Source organism: Pseudomonas umsongensis, assembly GCF_002236105.1.
Classification (GTDB): domain Bacteria; phylum Pseudomonadota; class Gammaproteobacteria; order Pseudomonadales; family Pseudomonadaceae; genus Aquipseudomonas; species Aquipseudomonas umsongensis.
In genome coordinates, this window is sequence record NZ_NIWU01000001.1 from 226,853 (window position 1) to 245,530 (window position 18,678).

An 18,678-nucleotide genomic window follows, 5' to 3' on the forward strand; every position below is an offset into this window, starting at 1 on the left:
AATAAAAAACTGTCGAATTATGTTTGCTCTATCCACCACTAAGCACTACCGTTAGCGCTGACTGCGTTCAACGCAATTGCCCAAGACCAATAACAAAGAGGCAGCCCGATGAAGACCCCAGGCTGGTGGGCCATGGCGCTTTGCGAGGCCGTGAATGATCAAACGCCATTGGCCGTGGCCTTTGCCGGCGAGGAGTTGGTGCTGTTCCGAAACGCGGCCGGCCAAGCCTTTGCCTTGGAAGACCGTTGCCCACATCGGCGGGTGCCGCTGGCTCTGGGGCGAGTCGTCGAGTCCGGCCTGCAATGCGGTTATCACGGCTGGACCTTTGATGGCGCCAGTGGTGGCTGCACGCAGATCCCCAATCTGCATGCCGATGAGCGCGTACCTGCACGTTATGCCGCGCGTGCCTTTGCGGTGCGCGAGGAAAATGGTTTTGTCCATGTGTGGTTGGGTGAGGGGGCACCGCAAGGGGCATTGCCCAGCAGCGATTACCAACCCAGCGGACGCGAATTTACCGGTTCCACTATCGTCAACATGAGTCACGACCAGTACCTGGATGCGATGCTCGACGGTCCGGAATGCTTGCTCGGGTTTCCCCATGTGCGCCTTACCGATTTTTTCCTTGGCGATCTGCGCAGCGAGCAGGGGCGTGTGGTTCTGGAACGAGGTGCGGTATGGAGCACACAAATCCTGCCTTCGCAGTTTGTGGTGGATTACCCCTTGATTGTGCGCACCGCCGTCCCATTGAACGGCGGTACTGTTCGGGTGGATTTGCTGAGCGAAGATGAATTGCCGCTAGTGACGCTGATGATCGCGACCGGTGCCAATCGTCGTGGCACCACCAGCCTGTGTTGGCGTGGCTACGTGCATGAGCAGGTGCCGGCCAGGGCACCGTTGCGCTGGCGAGCAGCACGCCTGCGTAAACAAGCCCCATTCCAGGTGAAAAGCCTGATTGATGGCGCAGCCGTCGCGGCCTTGTTGCAAGCCTCATCCCGTGAACTGCGTGGGTTGCGCCAACCGCGCCTGATTCCCGTCAGCGCAGTCGTCTGAGCACAGGAGTTCCCACCATGCATGCCGTGCCTTCCTCCACCGATACGATCCCTGGCAAAGTGCGGGGTGACTGGACGCCGATCAACTACGACCTGCGTGACACCTGGTTCCCGGTGTCCCATAGCCGCGACCTGAGTGCGCGGCCCATTCGCCGGATCATTCATGCCCAGCCCTATTACCTGTGGCGGGACAACGGGCGCGCGGTGGCTGCCGAGTTTCATCCGCATTTCCCCCAGAAAGAGCTGATACTCACAGCGTTTACCGGGGGACGGGGCTTTTATCCGCTGGTTGAGCGTTACGGCTACATCTGGGTCTGGTACGGCAATCCGGACGCTGCCGACATGCAGTTGCTCCCGCATATTCCGTTTCTACCGCAGGACGGCAGTCTTCCCGGTTACACCCAGCGTACTGTGCGGTTTGATGCGACCTCGGCGCTGTCGGTGGAAAACCTGATTGACCTGACCCATGCCGATTTCCTGCATGCCAATACCATTGGCGACGGTATCAGTGAGTCGGACGTGGTGGAGGTGCAATGGACCTCCGAGACCGTGACCCGCACTCGTACCGTGGCGCAAAAGTCAGTGGCGCCCATCATGCGCTGGGTCGGCGGTGTGCGCGCCAAATACCAGGACTTTCGCGCCGTGCTGCACATTCACTTGCGCAGCAACGTGTGCATCTCCTATCCGCGCTTTCGCCCCGGGTATGACGTGCCCAACCTGCAACCGTTCCTGCCGGTGGGCAAGCATAGATCGCGGTGTGACGTCACCTTCAACACCACCGCTGCACCCGCGCCTTTTCGCTATGTGATGCCGCGCATCAACTACATCATCCAGCCCCAGGACAACTCGGTGGTGCGCCCGCAGAACCAACGTTATTTCGAGGTCGACGAACGTCGTGACTTGCACTCGCGCTTCGATACGCCGGGTACCCGTTATCGCTACCAGATGGAACAGTTGGTCGAACGTCAGCGTGCCGGCCAGTTCGCCTACGGCAGCGACGCTGAACCCGGGCGGGATATCACAGCCTTGCTCGGCATGAACGACTGACACCCACGCACGAGGAGTACTGCAATGGATCTGGGTATTGGTGGGCGTATTGCGGTGGTGTGTGCATCCTCTCGAGGGCTTGGCAAAGCCTGTGCGCTGGCATTGGCGCAGGAGGGCTGCGAGGTGCTGATCAATGGCCGCGATGCCGAGAGCCTGGCCCACACCGCGCAAGATATTTTACGCAGCACGGGTCGACTGCCACGCACCGTGGTGGCCGACCTGTCCACCGCAGCCGGTCGACAGGCGCTGCTGGCCGCGTGTCCGGTGGTGGATATACTGGTGACCAACAACGGAGGCCCGGAACCGGGCCGTCTGGAGGACTGGGACCATGCCGCCTGGTTGGCGGCCATTGAGGCCAATATGCTTTCAGGCATTCTGCTGATTCAGGCAGTGGTCGGCGGGATGCGCGAGCGGGGGTTTGGCCGCATCGTCAATATCACCTCGGCGATGGTCAAGTCGCCACGCTTGCCCCTGGGATTGTCCACGGCGGCGCGTGCAGGGCTCACGGCTTTCTGCAAAGCCCTGTCAGTCGAAGTCGCGCGCGACAAAGTGACCATTAACAATCTGCTGCCCGAACGTATTGAAACCGAGCGCCTGCGCTTCATGACCGAGCAGTTGGCCAAGCATCGCCGACTCAGCGTCGAGCAGGCGCGGGTGGAAATGCTCAAGCCAATAGCCGCGCGCCGATTTGGCCAGCCGAGTGAATTTGCAGCGGCCTGTGCGTTTCTTTGTTCGGCTCAGGCCGGCTACATCACCGGGCAAAACCTACAGGTCGACGGCGGCAGTTACTCCGGGTTGATCTAGCCGGCCCGGCGTTCTTTCCAATCGGCTGGCGGCTCTTCGCTGGCGTCAAAGTCGAGTTCGACTTCAACCCCGTTGGGGTCCTGCATGAACAGCTGCCAGGTGCGTTGCGAGCCTGGCGCACGAATGATTTTGAAGCGCACGCCATGCTCGATTAGACGCGTGCACATCGTCTGCAAGCCACTGGCATGAAAGGCCATATGGTCGAGCACGCCACGTCGTGGTTCCGGCATTTGCGCTACGCCCACGACATGCAGCACTGGCTGGTTCCGGGTGTAAAGCCAGAACCCGGGAACCGGGAAGGGCGGGCGTGGCCCCTCAACCAAACCCAGCACCTCAACATAGAAATCCCGTGTCACCTGCAGTTGGTCAGAGACAATAGTGAAGTGGTCCATGCGCAGGATCATGTCGAGGCCCTTGATTGTGTTATTGAACTGATTATTAACTATTGTTCATATCCGTGCTTATGATTCTATATTCGGAATACTAATCTATATATGAAATTAATTTTCGATGGCTTAGGGTGACGCCATGGATTCGTTCTGCAGCTTTGCTGCAGAACGCTTTGAGCAGAACAAGCCACTGAAAGGTGCTGTATGAGCCAGGCAATCCTTGAAGGCATTCGCGTCATCAGCCTGTGTTCCGGCATTGCCGGTTCAGCCGCGGGCCTGCAACTGTGTGAAGCAGGTGCCGAAGTGGTCATGGTTGAATCACCCGGCAACGCGGCTAGAGACCACCAGGTGCTGTTCGCGGTGCTCAATCGTGGCAAGCGCAGTGTCACCCTTGACCTGGAGAACCCTGCCGATCGCCAGCAGTTGCGGTTGCTACTGGCCAGCGCCGATGTGCTGCTGCACGATTTCACCCCGGCAGAGGCGCAGGCCCATGGTCTGGCAGACGCGCTGCTCGTCGCAGACTTCCCCCGATTGGTTGTCTCTGCGATCAGCGGCTGGCCGCAACGGCACGCGCTGGCGAATGCCATACCACGGGAAACACTGATCCTGGCGCGCCTGGGCCTGTTGGATGAGCAGCCCGCGCATCGCCCCGGCCCGGTGTTTGTGCGCATGCCATTCGCCAACTGGCTGGCCTGCTGGCTGTGTGTGGTCGGGGTAATGGCGCGGTTGCTGGCGCGGGACCGTGACGGCTGTGGCGGCATCGCCCATACGAGTCTGGCACAGGCGGCCCTGGTGCCCATGACCATGCATTGGAACCGGGCGCAAACGCCAACCCCAGCCTTCGCCAAGGGCCTGGATAAATACATTCCGATTCCATTGCACCAGTGCGCCGATGGCCGCTGGCTGCATGTGCATTACTCGCCGGACAAATCGCCGTGGATGGCCGCAGCGCTCAGCGAACTGGGCGAAACCGAAGTGACTCGCCTGAATGCGTTATGGCCACCCAGCCATGTGGCGCCCAACTTCGGCGCCAACAAGGCGATTATCGCCACACGACCGGCGCAGGATTGGGTCGAGCATTTCTGGCAGCACGATGTGGCCGCGCAAATCGCCGGCGCCTTTGGCGATATCTACTTCGACGAGCAGGCGCGCCTCAATGGCTATGTGGTTGAAGTTGACGATGTACAACTGGGCAAGACCCTGCAACCGGGTCCGGCCTGGCAGGTGCAGCTACCTGCGCGAGTCGGCGGCAGTGCACCACTGGTTGGTGAAGGGAACGCAGTACTGCCGGGCGCTGATGCATTGCTCCCAGTGCAAGGGAACAAGTGGAGTCCCGCTCCATTGCCACCGCTGCATGGCTTGAAAGTCTTGGATCTGGGCGCCTACCTGGCCGGGCCGTTTGCCTGCATGCTGCTGGCGGACCTGGGCGCCGAGGTCATTAAAATCGAAGCCCCTAAAGGCGACGCCATGCGCCGTCTGGAGCGAATTTTCAGTGGTACCCAGCGGGGCAAATTGGGGGTCGCGCTGCAACTGGGTGATCCGCAAACCGAGCCCGTCGTCGAGACGCTGGCACGCTGGGCCGATGTGGTGCACCACAACATGCGGCTGCCGGCCGCACGCAAACTCAAGGTTGACTACGAGCGTCTCAAAGCACTTAACCCGCAGTTGGTCTATTGCCATGTCAGCGCCTACGGGCCGAACGGCCCGCGTGCGGATTGGCCAGGCTTTGACCAACTGATGCAGGCCTCCTGCGGCTGGGAGGTCGAGCAGGGCGGCGAAGGACAAGCGCCGATGTGGCTGCGTTTCGGCGTGGGTGATTTTTTTGCCGGTTTATCCTCGCTTTATGGCTTGCTACTGGGGTTGTACGAGCGTAACCGCAGCGGCGCCGGGCAAATGGTCAGTTCCTCATTGTTGGGCGCCACGTTGCTGTCGATGAGCGAAGCGGTGGTGCTGGAGGATGGCAGTCTCACGCCTGTCGCCCATATGGACGCGCAACAGACGGGGCTGAATGACGCACACCGTCTGTATCTGTGCAGCGATGCCTGGCTGGCGGTGGCAGCGCTGCAGCCTGATGAAATTCAGCGCTTCACCGCACTGGTGGGCAGTCGTCCCGAGGATTATTTCGCAGGCCTCACCCGGCAGGCGGCACTGGCAGCACTGACTGGCGTGCAGGTTCCTGCGCAGGCCGTGCTGGAGGCGCAGATGGATGCGTTTCTCGACAGCCCCGAACACGCTGCCGCGGGCCTGCATGCCCATTATCCCCATGCGGTGTACGGGGACCTGCAACAGATTGGCGCGTTCTGGGATTTCGGCAATTTGCCGTTGTCGCTGAATCGCCCGCCACCGGCCCTCGGCCAACATACCCGGCAAGTCATGGCAGAGCTCGGTTACACCCGCAGTGAAATTGAACGCATGGCCTCGGCGGGTCTGGTGGCGCTGTAAAAGCGTGGCTATTGCTCGACAGCATTCATCGACAAGCACAAGGAACACCCATGTACGAGTTGGATTTCAGCGGTAAAACCGTGCTGGTGATCGGCGGTTCCAGTGGCATTGGCAATGGCATTGCACAGAACTTTCGCCAGCGCGGTGCCGAAGTGCATGTCTGGGGCACACGAGCCTCGGCAGCGGCCTATCGAGATTCACCCGACTCTAATCTCGAAGGCCTGCACTACGCCCAGTTCGACGTTGCGGACGCGGCGTTGATTGAAGTCGCCAGCGTGCCCTTCACCCGCCTGGATGTGCTGGTGCAAGCACAAGGCACGGTGCTCTACGACCGTCAGGAATTTCTGACCGAGGGTTTCAAGCGCGTACTCGACGTCAACCTCATCAGCCTGATGGTGTGCGCACAGAAGTTTCACCCGCTGTTGATGCAGGCCAAGGGCTCGATGATCACCGTCAGTTCCGCTGCCGCCTTCCACTCCACGCGTGGCAATCCGGCCTACAACGCTTCGAAAACCGGTGCTTTTGGACTCACTCGCACCCTGGCCGAAGCCTGGGCTCGTGACGGCATCCGGGTCAACGGCATTGCCCCCGGGCTGATGGAAACCAAGCTGACACGGGTAACCACCAGCAACCCCAAGCGCCTCGAAGGCGCGTTGCGGGCCATTCCTCAAGGGCGCCTGGGCACGCCCCAGGACATGGCCAACGTGGCGCTGTTTCTTGCCTCGCCGCTGGCCAGCTATGTGCTCGGCCAAACCCTGTTGGTCGACGGCGGCATGCTGCTGGCCTGATCGTTATTTACTAGGAGACACACCATGGCCTGGGACTTTCAGACCGACCCCGAGATACAGGCGGAACTGGATTGGATCGAGCAGTTTGTACGTGAGGAAGTCGAGCCCCTCGATCATGTGCTGGGCAGCCCGTGGAATATCCACGATCCGTTGTTCAAGCAGCTGGTCAAGCCGCTGCAAGCGCAGGTGAAGGCACGCAAATTGTGGGCCTGTCACCTGGGACCGGAGCTGGGTGGGGCAGGGTATGGCCAGGTGCGCCTGGCGTTAATCAATGAAATTCTCGGTCGTTCGCTGTTTGGCCCGATTGTGTTTGGCTGCCAGGCCCCAGATTCCGGCAACGGGGAAATCCTCGCCCATTACGGCACCCCGGCGCAGAAGCAGCGCTACCTGCAACCGCTGCTCGATGGCGATATCGTGTCCTGCTTCGCCATGACCGAGCCGCAAGGTGGCGCGGATCCCGCCGTGTTCACCACCGAAGCGGTACGCGATGGCGATGACTGGCTGCTGAGCGGCGAAAAATGGTTTGCCTCCAATGCCCGCTACGCAGCGTTCTATATCGTGATGGCGGTCACCGATAAAAGCGTATCGGTGTATGAAGGCATGTCTATGTTCATCGTCGCCGCTGACGCGCCTGGGGTTAGCATTATCCGTAACGTCGGTATCGCCGATGACCCAGCCGCCACCCATGCTTATCTGTCATTCGACAGGGTGCGAGTGCCCGCGGGCGACATGCTCGGTGCGCCCGGCCAGGCATTTGTCGTGGCTCAGGTTCGGCTCGGTGGTGGCCGCGTGCACCACGCCATGCGGGTGATTGGTCAGGCGCAAAAAGCCCTTGATACACTCTGTGAGCGGTCCCTGTCGCGCAGTACCCAGGGCAGCCGTTTGGCGGATAAGCAAATGATCCAGGAAAAAATTGCCGATTCATGGATCGAGCTGGAGCAATTTCGCTTGCTGGTGATGCGCACGGCGTGGCGCATCGATCAGTACCAGGACTACAAGCGAGTGCGCCAGGACATCGCCGCAGTGAAGGCTGTTATGCCCAAGGTGTTGCATGACATCGCCGCCCGCGCCCTGCATGTGCATGGTTCGCTGGGCGTCAGTGAAGAAATGCCCTTTACCGGCTACATCGTGCGCTCCTTCCAGATGGGACTGGCCGATGGGCCAACCGAGGTGCACAAAGTCACGGTTGCCAAACAGCTGCTGCGCGACTATCAGCCCTGCGACGAATTGTTCCCCGATTACCATCGACCCACCGCCGAGGCCCGTGCCCGGGAAAAATACGCCGACGTATTGGCCAGCCTTGGCGAGCGCAATCCATGAACGACTGGCAGGATCTGGTCGACCTCGAGCGCCTGGCCGACTGGATGGATAGTCAAGGCCTGGAGCGCGGCCCCATCGAGGCCCCGATACGTTTGACCGGAGGCACGCAAAACCTGCTGCTGCGCTTTCGGCGCGGTTCGCGTGAATTCGTCCTGCGTCGGCCTTCCAGGGAACTGCGCGAAGTCGGCGGCAAGACGATTGCCCGTGAAGCGCGCTTGCTCAAGGCATTGGCGGGGTCGCAAGTGCCCCATGCCGGTTTGATTGCCGATTGTGCTGACCCAGGCGTTTTGGGCGCCAGTTTCTACTTGATGGAACCAATACAGGGTTTCAATCCCAACTGCGCGACCGGTTTGCCGGCGCCTCATGCGCAGCAGTCTGAAATGCGCCGGCGCATGGGGCTGGCCATGGTCGATGCGCTGTTGCGCCTGGGCGAAATTGACTACCAGGCGGTGGGGCTGGCGGATTTTGGCCGGCCTGAGGGTTTTCACCAGCGTCAGGTCTCACGCTGGCTGGCGCAGATGGACAGTGTCAAAGACTATCCCGGTTGGCCCGGCGCCAAGGGTCTGCCGGGGCTCGAACGCTTGGCCCAATGGTTAAGCGAGCATTGTCCGCAGCAGTTCCAGGCCGGTATCCAGCACGGTGACTTTCACCTGTCCAATGTCATGTTCCGGCACGACGACGCAGAGCTCGCCGCGGTAGTCGATTGGGAGCTAGCCACCGTCGGTGATCCGTTGCTCGATCTCGCCTGGCTGGTGGTGACCTGGCCCGATGCCGAGGGTCGTGGCGCCGGCACCATCGAAGTGCATCCCTGGGATGGCTTTTGCAGCAGCGATGAATTGGTCGCCCATTACCGCGCCGGCAGCTCACGCTCGTTGGCGGACTTGACCTGGTACCTGGTGTTGGCTGGGTTCAAGCTCGGCATTTTTCTCGAAGTCAGCCACGCACGTGCCTGTGCAGGTAAAGCTTGCAGGGTCACCGGTGAAAAACACCACGCCTCGGCGCTGCGCCTGATCGCTACGGCGTTGCAACGTATCGAGCAACTATCCTGATATATCCAGACAAGAGGAACAGCCCATGCAACTGGCCGGTAAGCGGATCATCGTCACGGGGGGCGCCCGCGGCATTGGCGCGGCAGTGGTCAAGGCGTTTGTGGAAGAGGGTGCCCATGTCGTCAGTCTCGACCTGGGCGAGGCAGCCTCGATAACGGGTGACGGTGGTGGTTGGGCGCACTCGCGAGTCTGTGACATCGCTGACAGCCAATCGGTGGACGCGGCCTTTGCCTGGGCCAGCGAACAGCTCAACGGTCTGGATGTGCTGGTGCATGCCGCGGGCATCGCGCCGAATGCCAGCGCCGACAGCATCACGCTGGACGAGTGGGAAAAGGTCTTTGCGGTCAATACCCGTGGCACTTTCCTGACCAACCGAGCGGCCTATGAGCAGCTCAAGGGCAGCGGCGGGCGCATCATCAATTTCGCCTCTGCCGCAGGCGTACTCGGACAGCCGGGCAAAGCCCATTACGCCGCCAGCAAGGGCGCCGTACTGGCGTGGACGCGCACGGTGGCGCGGGAGTGGGGGCCCTTGGGCATTACCGTCAACGCGATTGCTCCGGCGATGTGGACGCCGATGTACGACGCCACCCGCGCGAGCATGGGCGCCGAGCAATTGCAGCAACACGATGCGTACATGGCCGGCCAAGTACCAATCGGCGGCAAGCTGGGCGAACCGGCCCGGGACCTGGCCCCTGTGCTGGTGTTTCTTGCCGGCGATGGCTCGCGGTTTGTCACCGGTCAGACGCTGGTGATTGACGGCGGGATGATGATGCTCAGTTGAGTGGCAAGCAGTGTGCCTGGGTGAGCCCGGCACACGTGCCTAGCGACCGCGGATCAGCTGCAAAAACTCCTGGCGGGTGTTGTACGACTCGCGGAAGGCGCCGAGCATCACCGAGGTGCTCATCACCGAGTTTTGTTTCTCAACACCGCGCATCATCATGCACATGTGTTTTGCCTCGATCACCACCGCCACCCCGGCGGCATCGGTCACCTGGGCAATGGCGTCGGCAATCTGGCGTGTCAGGTTTTCCTGAATCTGCAAACGGCGGGCGAACATGTCGACAATACGCGCGATTTTCGACAGTCCCAGCACTTTGCCTGTCGGTATATAGGCGACATGGGCCTTGCCAATAAACGGCAGCAAATGATGTTCGCACAGGGAGTAAAGTTCGATGTCCCGGACGATGACCATCTCATCGTTGTCCGATTCAAACAGTGCGCCATTGACGATTTGTTCGAGGCTTTGCTGGTAGCCATGACAGAGGTACTGCATGGCTTTTGCTGCGCGCTTTGGCGTGTCCAGCAAACCTTCACGTTCTGGGTTTTCACCTACGCTGTGGAGAATCTCACGGTAATTTCTGGCCAGTTCTTCGTTCATGGTTTGACCTTGTTGAATGAACCAACATCCCGGGCTGCACAATGTTCAGCCCGGGCAAGGCTTATAGTTGAGTGACGGCGATTTTGCTGTTGCTCTGGCTGGCATCATGGAATTGGGCGGTGTTGCCATTGCGCCACTGCTCCAGCAATTGCGCCTGGCGTTGTTGCGCATGGCCGAGGAATCGCTCTTTGACCGGACCATAGCCGCGAACGCTTTCAGGCAATTCCACCAGATCCTGGGCCAGGCCCAGTTTTTGGGTGGTCAAGCCCGCCAGCACTTCGTCGAGGATCTGTTCGTAGTTGGCCAGCCAATTGCGTTCCACCTTGCGCTCATGGGTACGACCGAATGGATCAAGCCATGTATTACGCAGGAACTTGAGCCTGGCCAGCAGTTTGAAGCCTTGCAGCATCCAGGGGCCGAAGCTGCGTTTTTTCGATTCACGGCCGGAGCCGTTATCGTTCAGCAGCGGCGGAGCGAGGTGGAAGCGCAGGCGATAGTCGCCTTCGAAGCCAGCCTGGATTTTTTCCAGGAATTGGCCGTCGGTAAACAGACGGGCTACTTCATATTCATCCTTGATGGCCAGCACTTTGAAGTAGTAACGGGCGACGCTTGCCGACAGCTTGCCGGGTTGCCCGAGCAGTGCGGTTTCTGCCTTGATGAATTGCTCGACACGATAGCGGTAGCGTTGGGCATAGGCGTAGTTCTGGTACGCAGTGAGAAACTCCATGCGCCGTGCCAGCGTTTCTTCCAGGCTTTGCGACAGTAAGCGGTCCGGGCTTTGCACCTTGCCGGCTTCCAGTTTGCGTAATACCCGTGGCAGGTCATGGGCGCTGCGCCGACCCCAGTCGAAGGCCGAGAGATTAAAGGGCACCGCCGTGCCGTTCAGTTCGATGGCCTGTAGTAGCGCCGCTTTACCCACCGGCAACCAGCCCTTCTGGTAGGCATAGCCGAGCATGAACGTGTTGGTCGCAATCGAATCACCCATCAGGGCCGTGGCGATTTTGCTTGCGTCGATAAAATCCGCATGCTCAGTGCCCACCGCTTCGGCGATTTGCTCCGACATGTTGCCGGTCTGGAAGGTCGGGTCCGGGTGTTTCAGCAAATCACCAGTTTCCGCCTGCTGGGCGAAGGTACGCACAAAGGCGCTGGTGATGGTTTCTTCGCTGTTGATCAAGGCATGGGTCACGCCATGACGCAGTTTGGACAGGGTTTCGGTGTTGGCGCTGACCACCAGGTCGCAACCGAGCAGCAGGGCGGTCTCACCTTCGGCAATCCGCGGTGCAAACAACTGTTCCTGGTGCGCGGCAATGCGAATGTGCGACCACACCGCACCGCCTTTTTGTGCCATGCCGGCCATGTCCAGATTGAGCGTGCCTTTGCCTTCGATGAACGCCGCCATTCCCAGCAGGGCGCCGATGGTCACCACGCCCGTACCGCCCACGCCAGTGACCAGGATGCTATATGGCTCATCCAGCGCTACGGTCGCGGGCGTCGGCAAATCCCACACGTCATCCTTCGCGGAAGCCAGGGCTTTGGGTTTGCGCAAGGTGCCACCTTCGACCGTGACAAAACTCGGGCAAAAACCGTTGAGACAGGTGAAGTCTTTGTTGCATGAAGACTGGTCAATTTCACGCTTGCGGCCGTACTCGGTTTCCACCGCCACCACCGACATGCAGTTGGATTTGCTGCTGCAATCGCCACAGCCTTCACATACTGCTTCGTTGATCACGACCCGACGTGCAGGGTCCGGGAATTTGCCGCGTTTACGCCGCCGGCGTTTTTCCGCGGCACAGGTCTGGTCATAGATGATTGCCGACACCCCCTGGAACTGGCGCAACTGTTCCTGCACTTCGTCCATTTTGTCGCGACGCAGCACCGGCACGCCGTCTGCCAGATCACGGATGTGCTGATATTTCTCGACATCGTCACTGACGACCACAATACGTTGCACGCCCTCGGCCGCGAGCTGTCGGCTGATCTGCGCAACGCTGAGGCTGCCGTCCACAGGCTGTCCGCCGGTCATGGCCACGGCATCGTTGTAGAGAATCTTGTAGGTGATTTGCACCTTGGCCGCGATGGCGGCCCGAATCGCGAGAATGCCGGAGTGGAAATAGGTGCCGTCGCCCAGGTTGGCGAAGACGTGCCGGGTCTTGGTGAAAGGTGCCTGGCCGATCCATGCCACGCCTTCGCCGCCCATCTGGCTGAAGGTCTGGGTCTGCGGATAGATCCAGGCCGCCATGTAGTGGCAACCGATACCGGCCAGTGCACGACTGCCCTGCGGGACCTTGGTCGAGGTGTTGTGCGGGCAACCGGAACAGTAGTGGGGCACGCGTTCCATCAGGTTGCTGAACTGGCCTTTGCTGGCCAGTTGTGCGTCCAGTACCGCCAGGCTTACTTGCAGCGGACCATTCTGATGCAGGCGCAAAATACGCTTGGCCAACGCACGGGCGATCATTGCCGGGGTCAGGTCATTGGTCGCCGGCAGCAACCAGCCGGTGTGCGGCAGGCTCCATTCGCCTTTATCGTCAAACTTGCCGACGATGCGCGGTCGTACGTCTTCGCGCCAGTTGTAGAGTTCTTCCTTGAGCTGGTACTCGATCATGTGGCGTTTTTCTTCGACCACCACGATTTCTTCCAGGCCCTCGGCAAACTGGCGCACGCCTTCGGCTTCCAGCGGCCAGACCATACCGACCTTGTACACGCGCAGGCCGATCTGCTGTGCGAGGGTTTCATCGATACCAAGGATTTTCAGCGCCTGGCACACGTCGAGGTACGATTTTCCTGACGTTATGATGCCGATGCGCGCTTTCGGTGAGTCCATCACGATACGGTCGAGACGGTTGACCCGGGCGTAGGCGAGGGCGGCATACAGCTTGTGTTCCAGCAGGCGTTGTTCTTGCGCCAGGGGCGGGTCAGGCCAACGGATATTCAAGCCGCCTTCGGGCAACGGGATATCCGGAATGATCGGTTGTACGCGATGAATGTCGATGTCGACCACGGCCGCGCTTTCCACGGTATCGGCCACCGCCTTGAGCGCAACCCAGCAACCGGAATACCTCGACATGGCCCAGCCGTGCATGCCGTAGTCGAGGTATTCCTGCACACCCGATGGCGCCAGTACCGGCATCATGACCGCTTTGAAAATGTGCTCGGTCTGATGCGGCAGCGAGGAGGAACGGGCGCCATGGTCATCACCGGCAATCGCCAGCACACCGCCGAATTGTGAGGTGCCGGCAGCGTTGGCGTGACGGAACACGTCGCCACAACGGTCGACGCCCGGGCCCTTGCCGTACCACATGCCGAACACGCCGTCGTAGGTCGCGCCTTCGAAGATATTGACCTGTTGGGTACCCCAGATCGAGGTGGCGGCGAGATCTTCGTTCATGCCCGGATGGAACACCGTGTGGTGTTCCTTGAGATAGTCGCGGGCCTTCCACAAAGCCTGATCAAAACCACCCAGCGGCGAGCCACGGTAGCCGGAAATAAACCCGGCGGTATTCAGACCATTGGCCAGATCGCGCTGGCGCTGCATCAGAGGCAGGCGCACCAGCGCCTGAATCCCGGTGAGTAAAACTTTTCCGCTGTGCTGGATGTATTTGTCATCCAGAGACGGGGACGCACTCATGCTCATCCTCCAGGCTTTATTGTCATGGCGGCGCCAGGAGAGCGGCGTTGCCTAGTTATTGGCCGGAGTCTAGGGAGGGGGGTGTGGATCGTAAAATCACAAAAACAGCGGGGTGGTATTGGATATTTGAATACCGGAATGTTCTTTGGCATTTGATCAATATCAAATGCATTTCAGCAATGCTCCCAATCGTTGTGCCCAAACCTCCCTGTCCCGTTTACTTCAGCCATATCGAAGCCCTCAGGCCAGCGCTCTTCGGCGCGGTTGAAACGGCCCGGCACTTCGGCTGCCAATAACAAAAAGAATGGGAAGGGAGTGTTGATGATCGACGCAAAACCAAAGCCGTTAAGCCTGGCCATCTGGCTCAGTGTGATCGGGTGTGTCTTGTCCGTTGGCAACAGTAGGGCTGCCGAGTTCGATACCGGCAATCCGGACCTCACCGCGCGCTGGGACAACACCGTTCGCTACAACGTCGGCGTGCGAGCTGAGGGGCGTGACAATGCCTTGGCCAACAACGCCACCTACGACGAGTCTGATTCCAAGTTTGATAAAGGCGATGTGGTGACCAATCGCGTCGACCTGATGAGCGAAATGGAGGTGGCCTATAAGAAGTACAACGGCTTTCGCATCAGCGGCGCTGCCTGGTACGACCAGGCGTACGAAGACACCGATGTCGAAACCAGCGATGGCAACGTCTTCTACCCCGGCGCATTTCCGGGTAAGAGTACGCCGAGCTATACCAACGGCCATTACTCCAACTTTACCAAGCGCTACCACCGCGGACCCAGCGGCGAATTGCTGGACGCCTTTGCGTTTACCCGCTTCGACCTTGGCGACATCCCGGTCAGCGTGCGTGCCGGCCGGCACACCGTGTATTGGGGCAATGGCCTGTTGATTGCCGGGCATGCCATTTCCTACTCACAAGCACCGCTGGATGGGCGCAAGGCCGTGAGTAACCCCGGCACCGAGACGCGCGAAATCTTCCTGCCGTTGACGCAGATTTCCACCCAGGCGCAGGTCACCGACAAGTTGTCGCTGGCGGCGCAATATTTCTTCGAATGGGACACTACTCGTGCGCCTGAGGGCGGCACTTACCTGGCCTCCGCCGACATCGCACTTGAAGGCCCGGACCGCTTGCCGTTGTTCAGTGGTTTCACACGGCCATTGATCGATCCGCTCAAGCCCAAGGACGAGGGCAACTGGGGCGTGATGGGTACCTACAGCTTCGACTATCTGCACTCGGAAGTCAGCCTGTACTACCGCGAGTTCGATGATTACAACCCGTGGGGCCTGCAAGTGGCGCCGACTTTCGCCCGCTACGTTTACGCCAACAACGTCAAGCTTTATGGCCTGGGTTACTCCGCAGGGCCGGTACTGGGTGGCGGCTCCGTGGGGGTAGACCTGTCGTATCGCCAGAACACTTCCCTGATCTCCAGCAACATCAGCACCGTCGACAACGAGGGCGCCCGAGGTGATACCTGGCACCTGGTGGTCAACAGCCTTTGGTTGCTGCCGCGTACCAATTACTTCGACACCGGCAGCCTGATCACCGAAATGGCGTTCAGTCACGTGGAAAAGGTGACAGAGCATGAAGAGCTGTTCAAGGGCGAAGGCTACCGCGGCTGCCCGGCGGGGCAGGACAAACACTTCGGCTGCGCCACCGACAACTATGTCGGCCTTGCCGTTAGCTTTGCGCCGCAGTGGCTGGGGGTGTTCCCCGGTTGGAATATTTCTACCCCGATGAGCGTGGATTACGGCGTCAGCGGCAATGCCGCCACAGGGGGAGGCAACGAAGGCAAATACACCTGGAAGGCCGGTGTGAAGGGCACCTACGACGAGCGCATGGACGTGACGCTGTCTTATATCGGCTACGGCAGCGAACGCCATTACGCCGATGTCAATGGCGTAGGAAAAACCGTCGTCGGTGGTTCCGGCGACGTTGGACTGTCCGACCGTAACTGGGTCTCCCTGACCGTCAGCACAGCGTTCTAAACCGCCCCTGAAATGCAATGCAGTGATCACCGGGCTTGGTGATCACCCATCTGAATGGAGAAGGTCATGAAGATTAATTCTTGTGCGATAGGCCTCGTGGCCATCGCTTTGGCGGGGTCGGCGGTGGCTGATGAGAGCTTCACTACAGCGGACCTGGGCGGCAAGCTCACGGCGTTTGGTTCGATTGTCGCCGGCAACGCGGCGGGCACTATTCCGGCTTACGACGGTGGTCTGAAAGTCCCTGCCGGTATGGTGCCTGGCGATGGGACCTGGCCGAACCCGTTTGCCAATGAAAAGCCACGCTTGCGCATTACCGCAAGCAACGCGGACCAGTACGCTGACCAGATGACGGCCGGGCAGATGAAGTTGCTCAAAAAGTACCCCGACACGTATTACCTTGAGGTGTACCCCACCCACCGGACCGCCACCTTTCCAGCAAACTTCCTGGCAGCTACCCAGCGCAACGCCACCCGCAAAGACTGCAAAACCGAGAACGATGGTCTGTCGATCAGCGAAGCGTGCCGTGGCGGCCTGCCTTTCCCGCTGCCGCGCGATGGCCGCGAGGTGATGTGGAACTACATCCTCAACTATCAGGGCGTGAATGGCTGGGACTGGAACCACAGTGCCTATGTGGTCAATGAGGGCCACATCACGCTGACCAACACCAACCGTTCCACCGGCGAAAAACCTTTCTATCAAATGGATGTGCCAGGGCGTGATCCGAAAATCGCCCAGCGTATCTGGTCGCACGTCGTCGCGCCGGCCCGTACGGCCGGGCAGGCATCCGGGTATTGGGATTACCTCGACCCGGTCACCGACTCCCGCTACGCCTGGAGCTACAGCACCGGCCAGCGGCGTGTACGCAAGGCTCCGGAGTTCAACTACGACACCCCTAACTCGGCGTTCGGCGGGGTAGCGTTCTACGACGAAATCTTCCTGTTCTCCGGGAAGATGGACCGCTTTGACTGGAAGTTGGTGGGCAAGAAGGAAATGTTGATTCCCTACAGCAACTACACGCTGAAATGGGGTTGCGACATGGAGAAAAAGCTCATGCCCAACCACATCAATCCGGCCTGTGAACGCTGGGAGCTGCACCGTGTCTGGGTGGTGGAAGCGACGCGCAAGGACGGCGTGCGTCACGCGCAGAAAAAGCGCCGCTACTACATCGACGAAGACACCTTTGGCGCGGCTGTCTACGACGCCTGGGACGACAGCGGTGCGTTGTTCCGTACCGGCTCGCAGTACAACATCGAGGCCTACGGTATTCCCAACAATCCGCAACAGGATTCCTACTCGCTGTACGACTTCACCCGTGACCAGTACGGCATGTTCGGTAATGGCCCTACACGCTACCGCCAGGAACCGGTCGCCGAGCGTGAAGCCAACCCACAGACCATCGCTGGTGGTCAAACCCGCTGACATCGTGCGCCCTTTTCGGCGTTCGCCTCGGACGCCGATTTTTTTCTTCGTTCCCGAGACCTATTCATGAGCGAGATTCTGAAACGCCTGGACGGCAAAGTCTGCGTGATCACTGGCGCGGGCAGTGGCATTGGCCGCGCTTCGGCACTGCGTTTTGCCAGGGAAGGCGCCACCGTGGTGGTCACCGATCTTTTCGCCGAATCGGCGCAGGCCGTGGCGGCTCAAATCGGCGCCAATGCCCTGGCATTGCAAGTGGATGTCGGCCAGGAAGACGCCCTGCGGGAGATGGTTGAACAGACCGTCCGGACTTTCGGCCGTATCGACGTGCTGTTCAATAATGCGGTGTACCGAAACCCGGCCACCACCCGCGATATCGACTTCATCAACTTCAACACCGAGCTGTTCCACAACTGCATGCGTGTCAACGTGCTGGGCGGTGTCCTGGCGTGCAAATACGCTTTGCCGCACATGCTCGCCCAGGGCAGCGGTTCGATTCTGTTCACATCGTCCACCAGCTCGATTGCCGGCGAAATCTCCCAGTTCAGCTACGGCGCCTCCAAGGCTGCGCTCAATTGGTATGTGCAAACCATTGCCGCCACCTTTGGTAAACGCGGCATTCGTTGCAACGGCATTTTGCCGGGGGTCATTCGCACACCGGCCATGGAAAGCTGGGCCAACGAGGCCATGAAGAGCGCTTTTCTCGACCTGCAAAACGTACCGCAACTGGGGGAGCCGGAAGACATCGCCGCCATGGCCGCATTTCTTGCCAGCGACGACGCGGCCTACGTCAACGGCACGTTGATGCGTGTAGACGGTGGCATGAGCTGCGGTACGCCGATGGTGCCAGTGGTGCGCAATTTCCTGCTGCCCCAAGCCTCGATCTGATCCCGATCAATTCACTGCACTGGAGCCCGTTTCATGGCACTCGAACAGGAACGCTTCATCCTCGACATGCTGGCCGCCTGGGGCGATGGCAGCGACGGCAGCCGCCCGGATATCGAACGCATCATGGCCACTTTTGCCGACGACGCTGTCTGGCAACTTTGGGTACCCGGTGGTCCGGTGATCCGTGGTCGTGACGCGCTGCGCAAGGAGATAGAGCGGCAGATGAGTTATGTCACGCATAACCACTGCAACACGCGCCACATCGTTTCTTCCGAGCGAGTGGTAATGACCGAACGCGATGATTACTGCGTCAGCAATGGCGTCCCCATGCCGCATTCGATGGTGGCGGTGTACGAGCTGAACGAGCAAGGCCTTATCTGTGCCTGGCGCGAGTACCTGGACACCGCTGACCTGGCGAAGAAAAAGGGCGTACCGCTGGAGCACGTGGGCGGGCCGAGCGCTGGTGTTATCAGCACCCATTGATAGCGGCG

Annotated in this window: 15 protein-coding genes; 12 read left to right on the forward strand and 3 right to left on the reverse strand. The window is 60.1% G+C overall.

What is annotated here, in order from left to right:
- The first annotated feature begins 108 nt into the window (after positions 1-108).
- The 3 genes from PSUM_RS01075 to PSUM_RS01085 are packed head-to-tail and all read left to right on the forward strand — an operon-like array spanning position 109 to position 2,900.
- The gene (locus PSUM_RS01075; RefSeq protein ID WP_020798269.1) at positions 109-1,050 is read left to right on the forward strand and encodes a Rieske 2Fe-2S domain-containing protein; all 942 of its coding nucleotides are present in this window, start codon (positions 109-111) and stop codon (positions 1,048-1,050) included.
- 17 nt (positions 1,051-1,067) lie between these two features.
- Positions 1,068-2,096 (forward strand): aromatic ring-hydroxylating oxygenase subunit alpha, encoded by a 1,029-nt coding sequence (locus tag PSUM_RS01080; RefSeq protein WP_020798268.1) that lies wholly within the window; start codon positions 1,068-1,070, stop codon positions 2,094-2,096.
- A gap of 24 nt (positions 2,097-2,120) precedes the next feature.
- Positions 2,121-2,900 (forward strand): SDR family oxidoreductase, encoded by a 780-nt coding sequence (locus PSUM_RS01085; protein ID WP_083348827.1) that lies wholly within the window; start codon positions 2,121-2,123, stop codon positions 2,898-2,900.
- On the opposite strand, the gene PSUM_RS01090 is transcribed toward PSUM_RS01085, so the two are convergent.
- Entirely contained in the window at positions 2,897-3,292 is a 396-nt protein-coding gene (locus tag PSUM_RS01090; RefSeq protein ID WP_231989908.1) for a VOC family protein, read from the reverse strand. The two genes, PSUM_RS01085 and PSUM_RS01090, sit on opposite strands and share 4 nt — an antisense overlap.
- Positions 3,293-3,493: 201 nt before the next feature.
- On the opposite strand from PSUM_RS01090, the gene PSUM_RS01095 reads away from it, so the two are divergent.
- From PSUM_RS01095 to PSUM_RS01115, 5 genes are read left to right on the forward strand one after another with little or no spacing between them, the layout of a single operon-like run.
- Complete coding sequence (locus tag PSUM_RS01095) at positions 3,494-5,731, forward strand: CoA transferase (protein ID WP_020798265.1); 2,238 nt, start codon at positions 3,494-3,496, stop codon at positions 5,729-5,731.
- A 50-nt stretch (positions 5,732-5,781) separates the two neighbouring features.
- The gene (locus PSUM_RS01100) at positions 5,782-6,519 is read left to right on the forward strand and encodes an SDR family NAD(P)-dependent oxidoreductase (RefSeq protein WP_083348828.1); all 738 of its coding nucleotides are present in this window, start codon (positions 5,782-5,784) and stop codon (positions 6,517-6,519) included.
- Positions 6,520-6,543: 24 nt separating this feature from the next.
- Entirely contained in the window at positions 6,544-7,839 is a 1,296-nt protein-coding gene (locus PSUM_RS01105; RefSeq protein WP_020798263.1) for an acyl-CoA dehydrogenase family protein, read from the forward strand.
- Entirely contained in the window at positions 7,836-8,888 is a 1,053-nt protein-coding gene (locus tag PSUM_RS01110) for a phosphotransferase family protein (RefSeq protein ID WP_020798262.1), read from the forward strand. Before PSUM_RS01105 ends, PSUM_RS01110 begins: the two co-directional genes overlap by 4 nt.
- A 25-nt stretch (positions 8,889-8,913) precedes the next feature.
- Positions 8,914-9,669, forward strand: a complete 756-nt coding sequence (locus tag PSUM_RS01115; RefSeq protein WP_020798261.1) for an SDR family NAD(P)-dependent oxidoreductase — start codon at positions 8,914-8,916, stop codon at positions 9,667-9,669.
- Between the two features lie 39 nt (positions 9,670-9,708).
- Here the strand turns inward: PSUM_RS01115 and folE are convergent, their stop codons facing one another.
- Both folE and PSUM_RS01125 read right to left on the reverse strand, forming a co-directional pair.
- The gene (gene folE / locus PSUM_RS01120) at positions 9,709-10,266 is read right to left on the reverse strand and encodes a GTP cyclohydrolase I FolE (protein WP_020798260.1); all 558 of its coding nucleotides are present in this window, start codon (positions 10,264-10,266) and stop codon (positions 9,709-9,711) included.
- Between the two features lie 61 nt (positions 10,267-10,327).
- Positions 10,328-13,891, reverse strand: a complete 3,564-nt coding sequence (locus tag PSUM_RS01125; protein WP_020798259.1) for an indolepyruvate ferredoxin oxidoreductase family protein — start codon at positions 13,889-13,891, stop codon at positions 10,328-10,330.
- A gap of 321 nt (positions 13,892-14,212) precedes the next feature.
- Between PSUM_RS01125 and PSUM_RS01130 the strand changes: the two genes are divergently transcribed.
- The 4 genes from PSUM_RS01130 (at position 14,213) to PSUM_RS01145 (ending at position 18,670) form a co-directional block, all read left to right on the forward strand.
- The gene (locus PSUM_RS01130) at positions 14,213-15,883 is read left to right on the forward strand and encodes a DUF1302 domain-containing protein (protein ID WP_020798258.1); all 1,671 of its coding nucleotides are present in this window, start codon (positions 14,213-14,215) and stop codon (positions 15,881-15,883) included.
- A gap of 66 nt (positions 15,884-15,949) precedes the next feature.
- Positions 15,950-17,302, forward strand: a complete 1,353-nt coding sequence (locus PSUM_RS01135; protein ID WP_020798256.1) for a DUF1329 domain-containing protein — start codon at positions 15,950-15,952, stop codon at positions 17,300-17,302.
- A gap of 66 nt (positions 17,303-17,368) precedes the next feature.
- On the forward strand, positions 17,369-18,187 hold the full coding sequence (locus PSUM_RS01140) for an SDR family NAD(P)-dependent oxidoreductase (protein WP_020798255.1): 819 nt from the start codon (positions 17,369-17,371) through the stop codon (positions 18,185-18,187).
- Between the two features lie 33 nt (positions 18,188-18,220).
- Positions 18,221-18,670, forward strand: coding sequence for a nuclear transport factor 2 family protein (locus PSUM_RS01145; protein ID WP_020798254.1), 450 nt, complete (start codon positions 18,221-18,223; stop codon positions 18,668-18,670).
- Positions 18,671-18,678 lie beyond the last annotated feature (8 nt).

What these genes read in the sequence shown, in the direction of transcription:
- PSUM_RS01130 (WP_020798258.1), top strand. Translation starts at nt 14,213, where the DNA reads ATGATCGACGCAAAACCAAAGCCGTTAAGCCTGGCCATCTGGCTCAGT.
- PSUM_RS01115 (WP_020798261.1), top strand. Translation starts at nt 8,914, where the DNA reads ATGCAACTGGCCGGTAAGCGGATCATCGTCACGGGGGGCGCCCGCGGC.
- PSUM_RS01090 (WP_231989908.1), bottom strand. Translation starts at nt 3,292, where the DNA reads ATGGACCACTTCACTATTGTCTCTGACCAACTGCAGGTGACACGGGAT.
- folE (WP_020798260.1), bottom strand. Translation starts at nt 10,266, where the DNA reads ATGAACGAAGAACTGGCCAGAAATTACCGTGAGATTCTCCACAGCGTA.
- PSUM_RS01105 (WP_020798263.1), top strand. Translation starts at nt 6,544, where the DNA reads ATGGCCTGGGACTTTCAGACCGACCCCGAGATACAGGCGGAACTGGAT.
- PSUM_RS01135 (WP_020798256.1), top strand. Translation starts at nt 15,950, where the DNA reads ATGAAGATTAATTCTTGTGCGATAGGCCTCGTGGCCATCGCTTTGGCG.
- PSUM_RS01140 (WP_020798255.1), top strand. Translation starts at nt 17,369, where the DNA reads ATGAGCGAGATTCTGAAACGCCTGGACGGCAAAGTCTGCGTGATCACT.
- PSUM_RS01100 (WP_083348828.1), top strand. Translation starts at nt 5,782, where the DNA reads ATGTACGAGTTGGATTTCAGCGGTAAAACCGTGCTGGTGATCGGCGGT.
- PSUM_RS01080 (WP_020798268.1), top strand. Translation starts at nt 1,068, where the DNA reads ATGCATGCCGTGCCTTCCTCCACCGATACGATCCCTGGCAAAGTGCGG.
- PSUM_RS01125 (WP_020798259.1), bottom strand. Translation starts at nt 13,891, where the DNA reads ATGAGTGCGTCCCCGTCTCTGGATGACAAATACATCCAGCACAGCGGA.
- PSUM_RS01085 (WP_083348827.1), top strand. Translation starts at nt 2,121, where the DNA reads ATGGATCTGGGTATTGGTGGGCGTATTGCGGTGGTGTGTGCATCCTCT.
- PSUM_RS01075 (WP_020798269.1), top strand. Translation starts at nt 109, where the DNA reads ATGAAGACCCCAGGCTGGTGGGCCATGGCGCTTTGCGAGGCCGTGAAT.
- PSUM_RS01110 (WP_020798262.1), top strand. Translation starts at nt 7,836, where the DNA reads ATGAACGACTGGCAGGATCTGGTCGACCTCGAGCGCCTGGCCGACTGG.
- PSUM_RS01145 (WP_020798254.1), top strand. Translation starts at nt 18,221, where the DNA reads ATGGCACTCGAACAGGAACGCTTCATCCTCGACATGCTGGCCGCCTGG.
- PSUM_RS01095 (WP_020798265.1), top strand. Translation starts at nt 3,494, where the DNA reads ATGAGCCAGGCAATCCTTGAAGGCATTCGCGTCATCAGCCTGTGTTCC.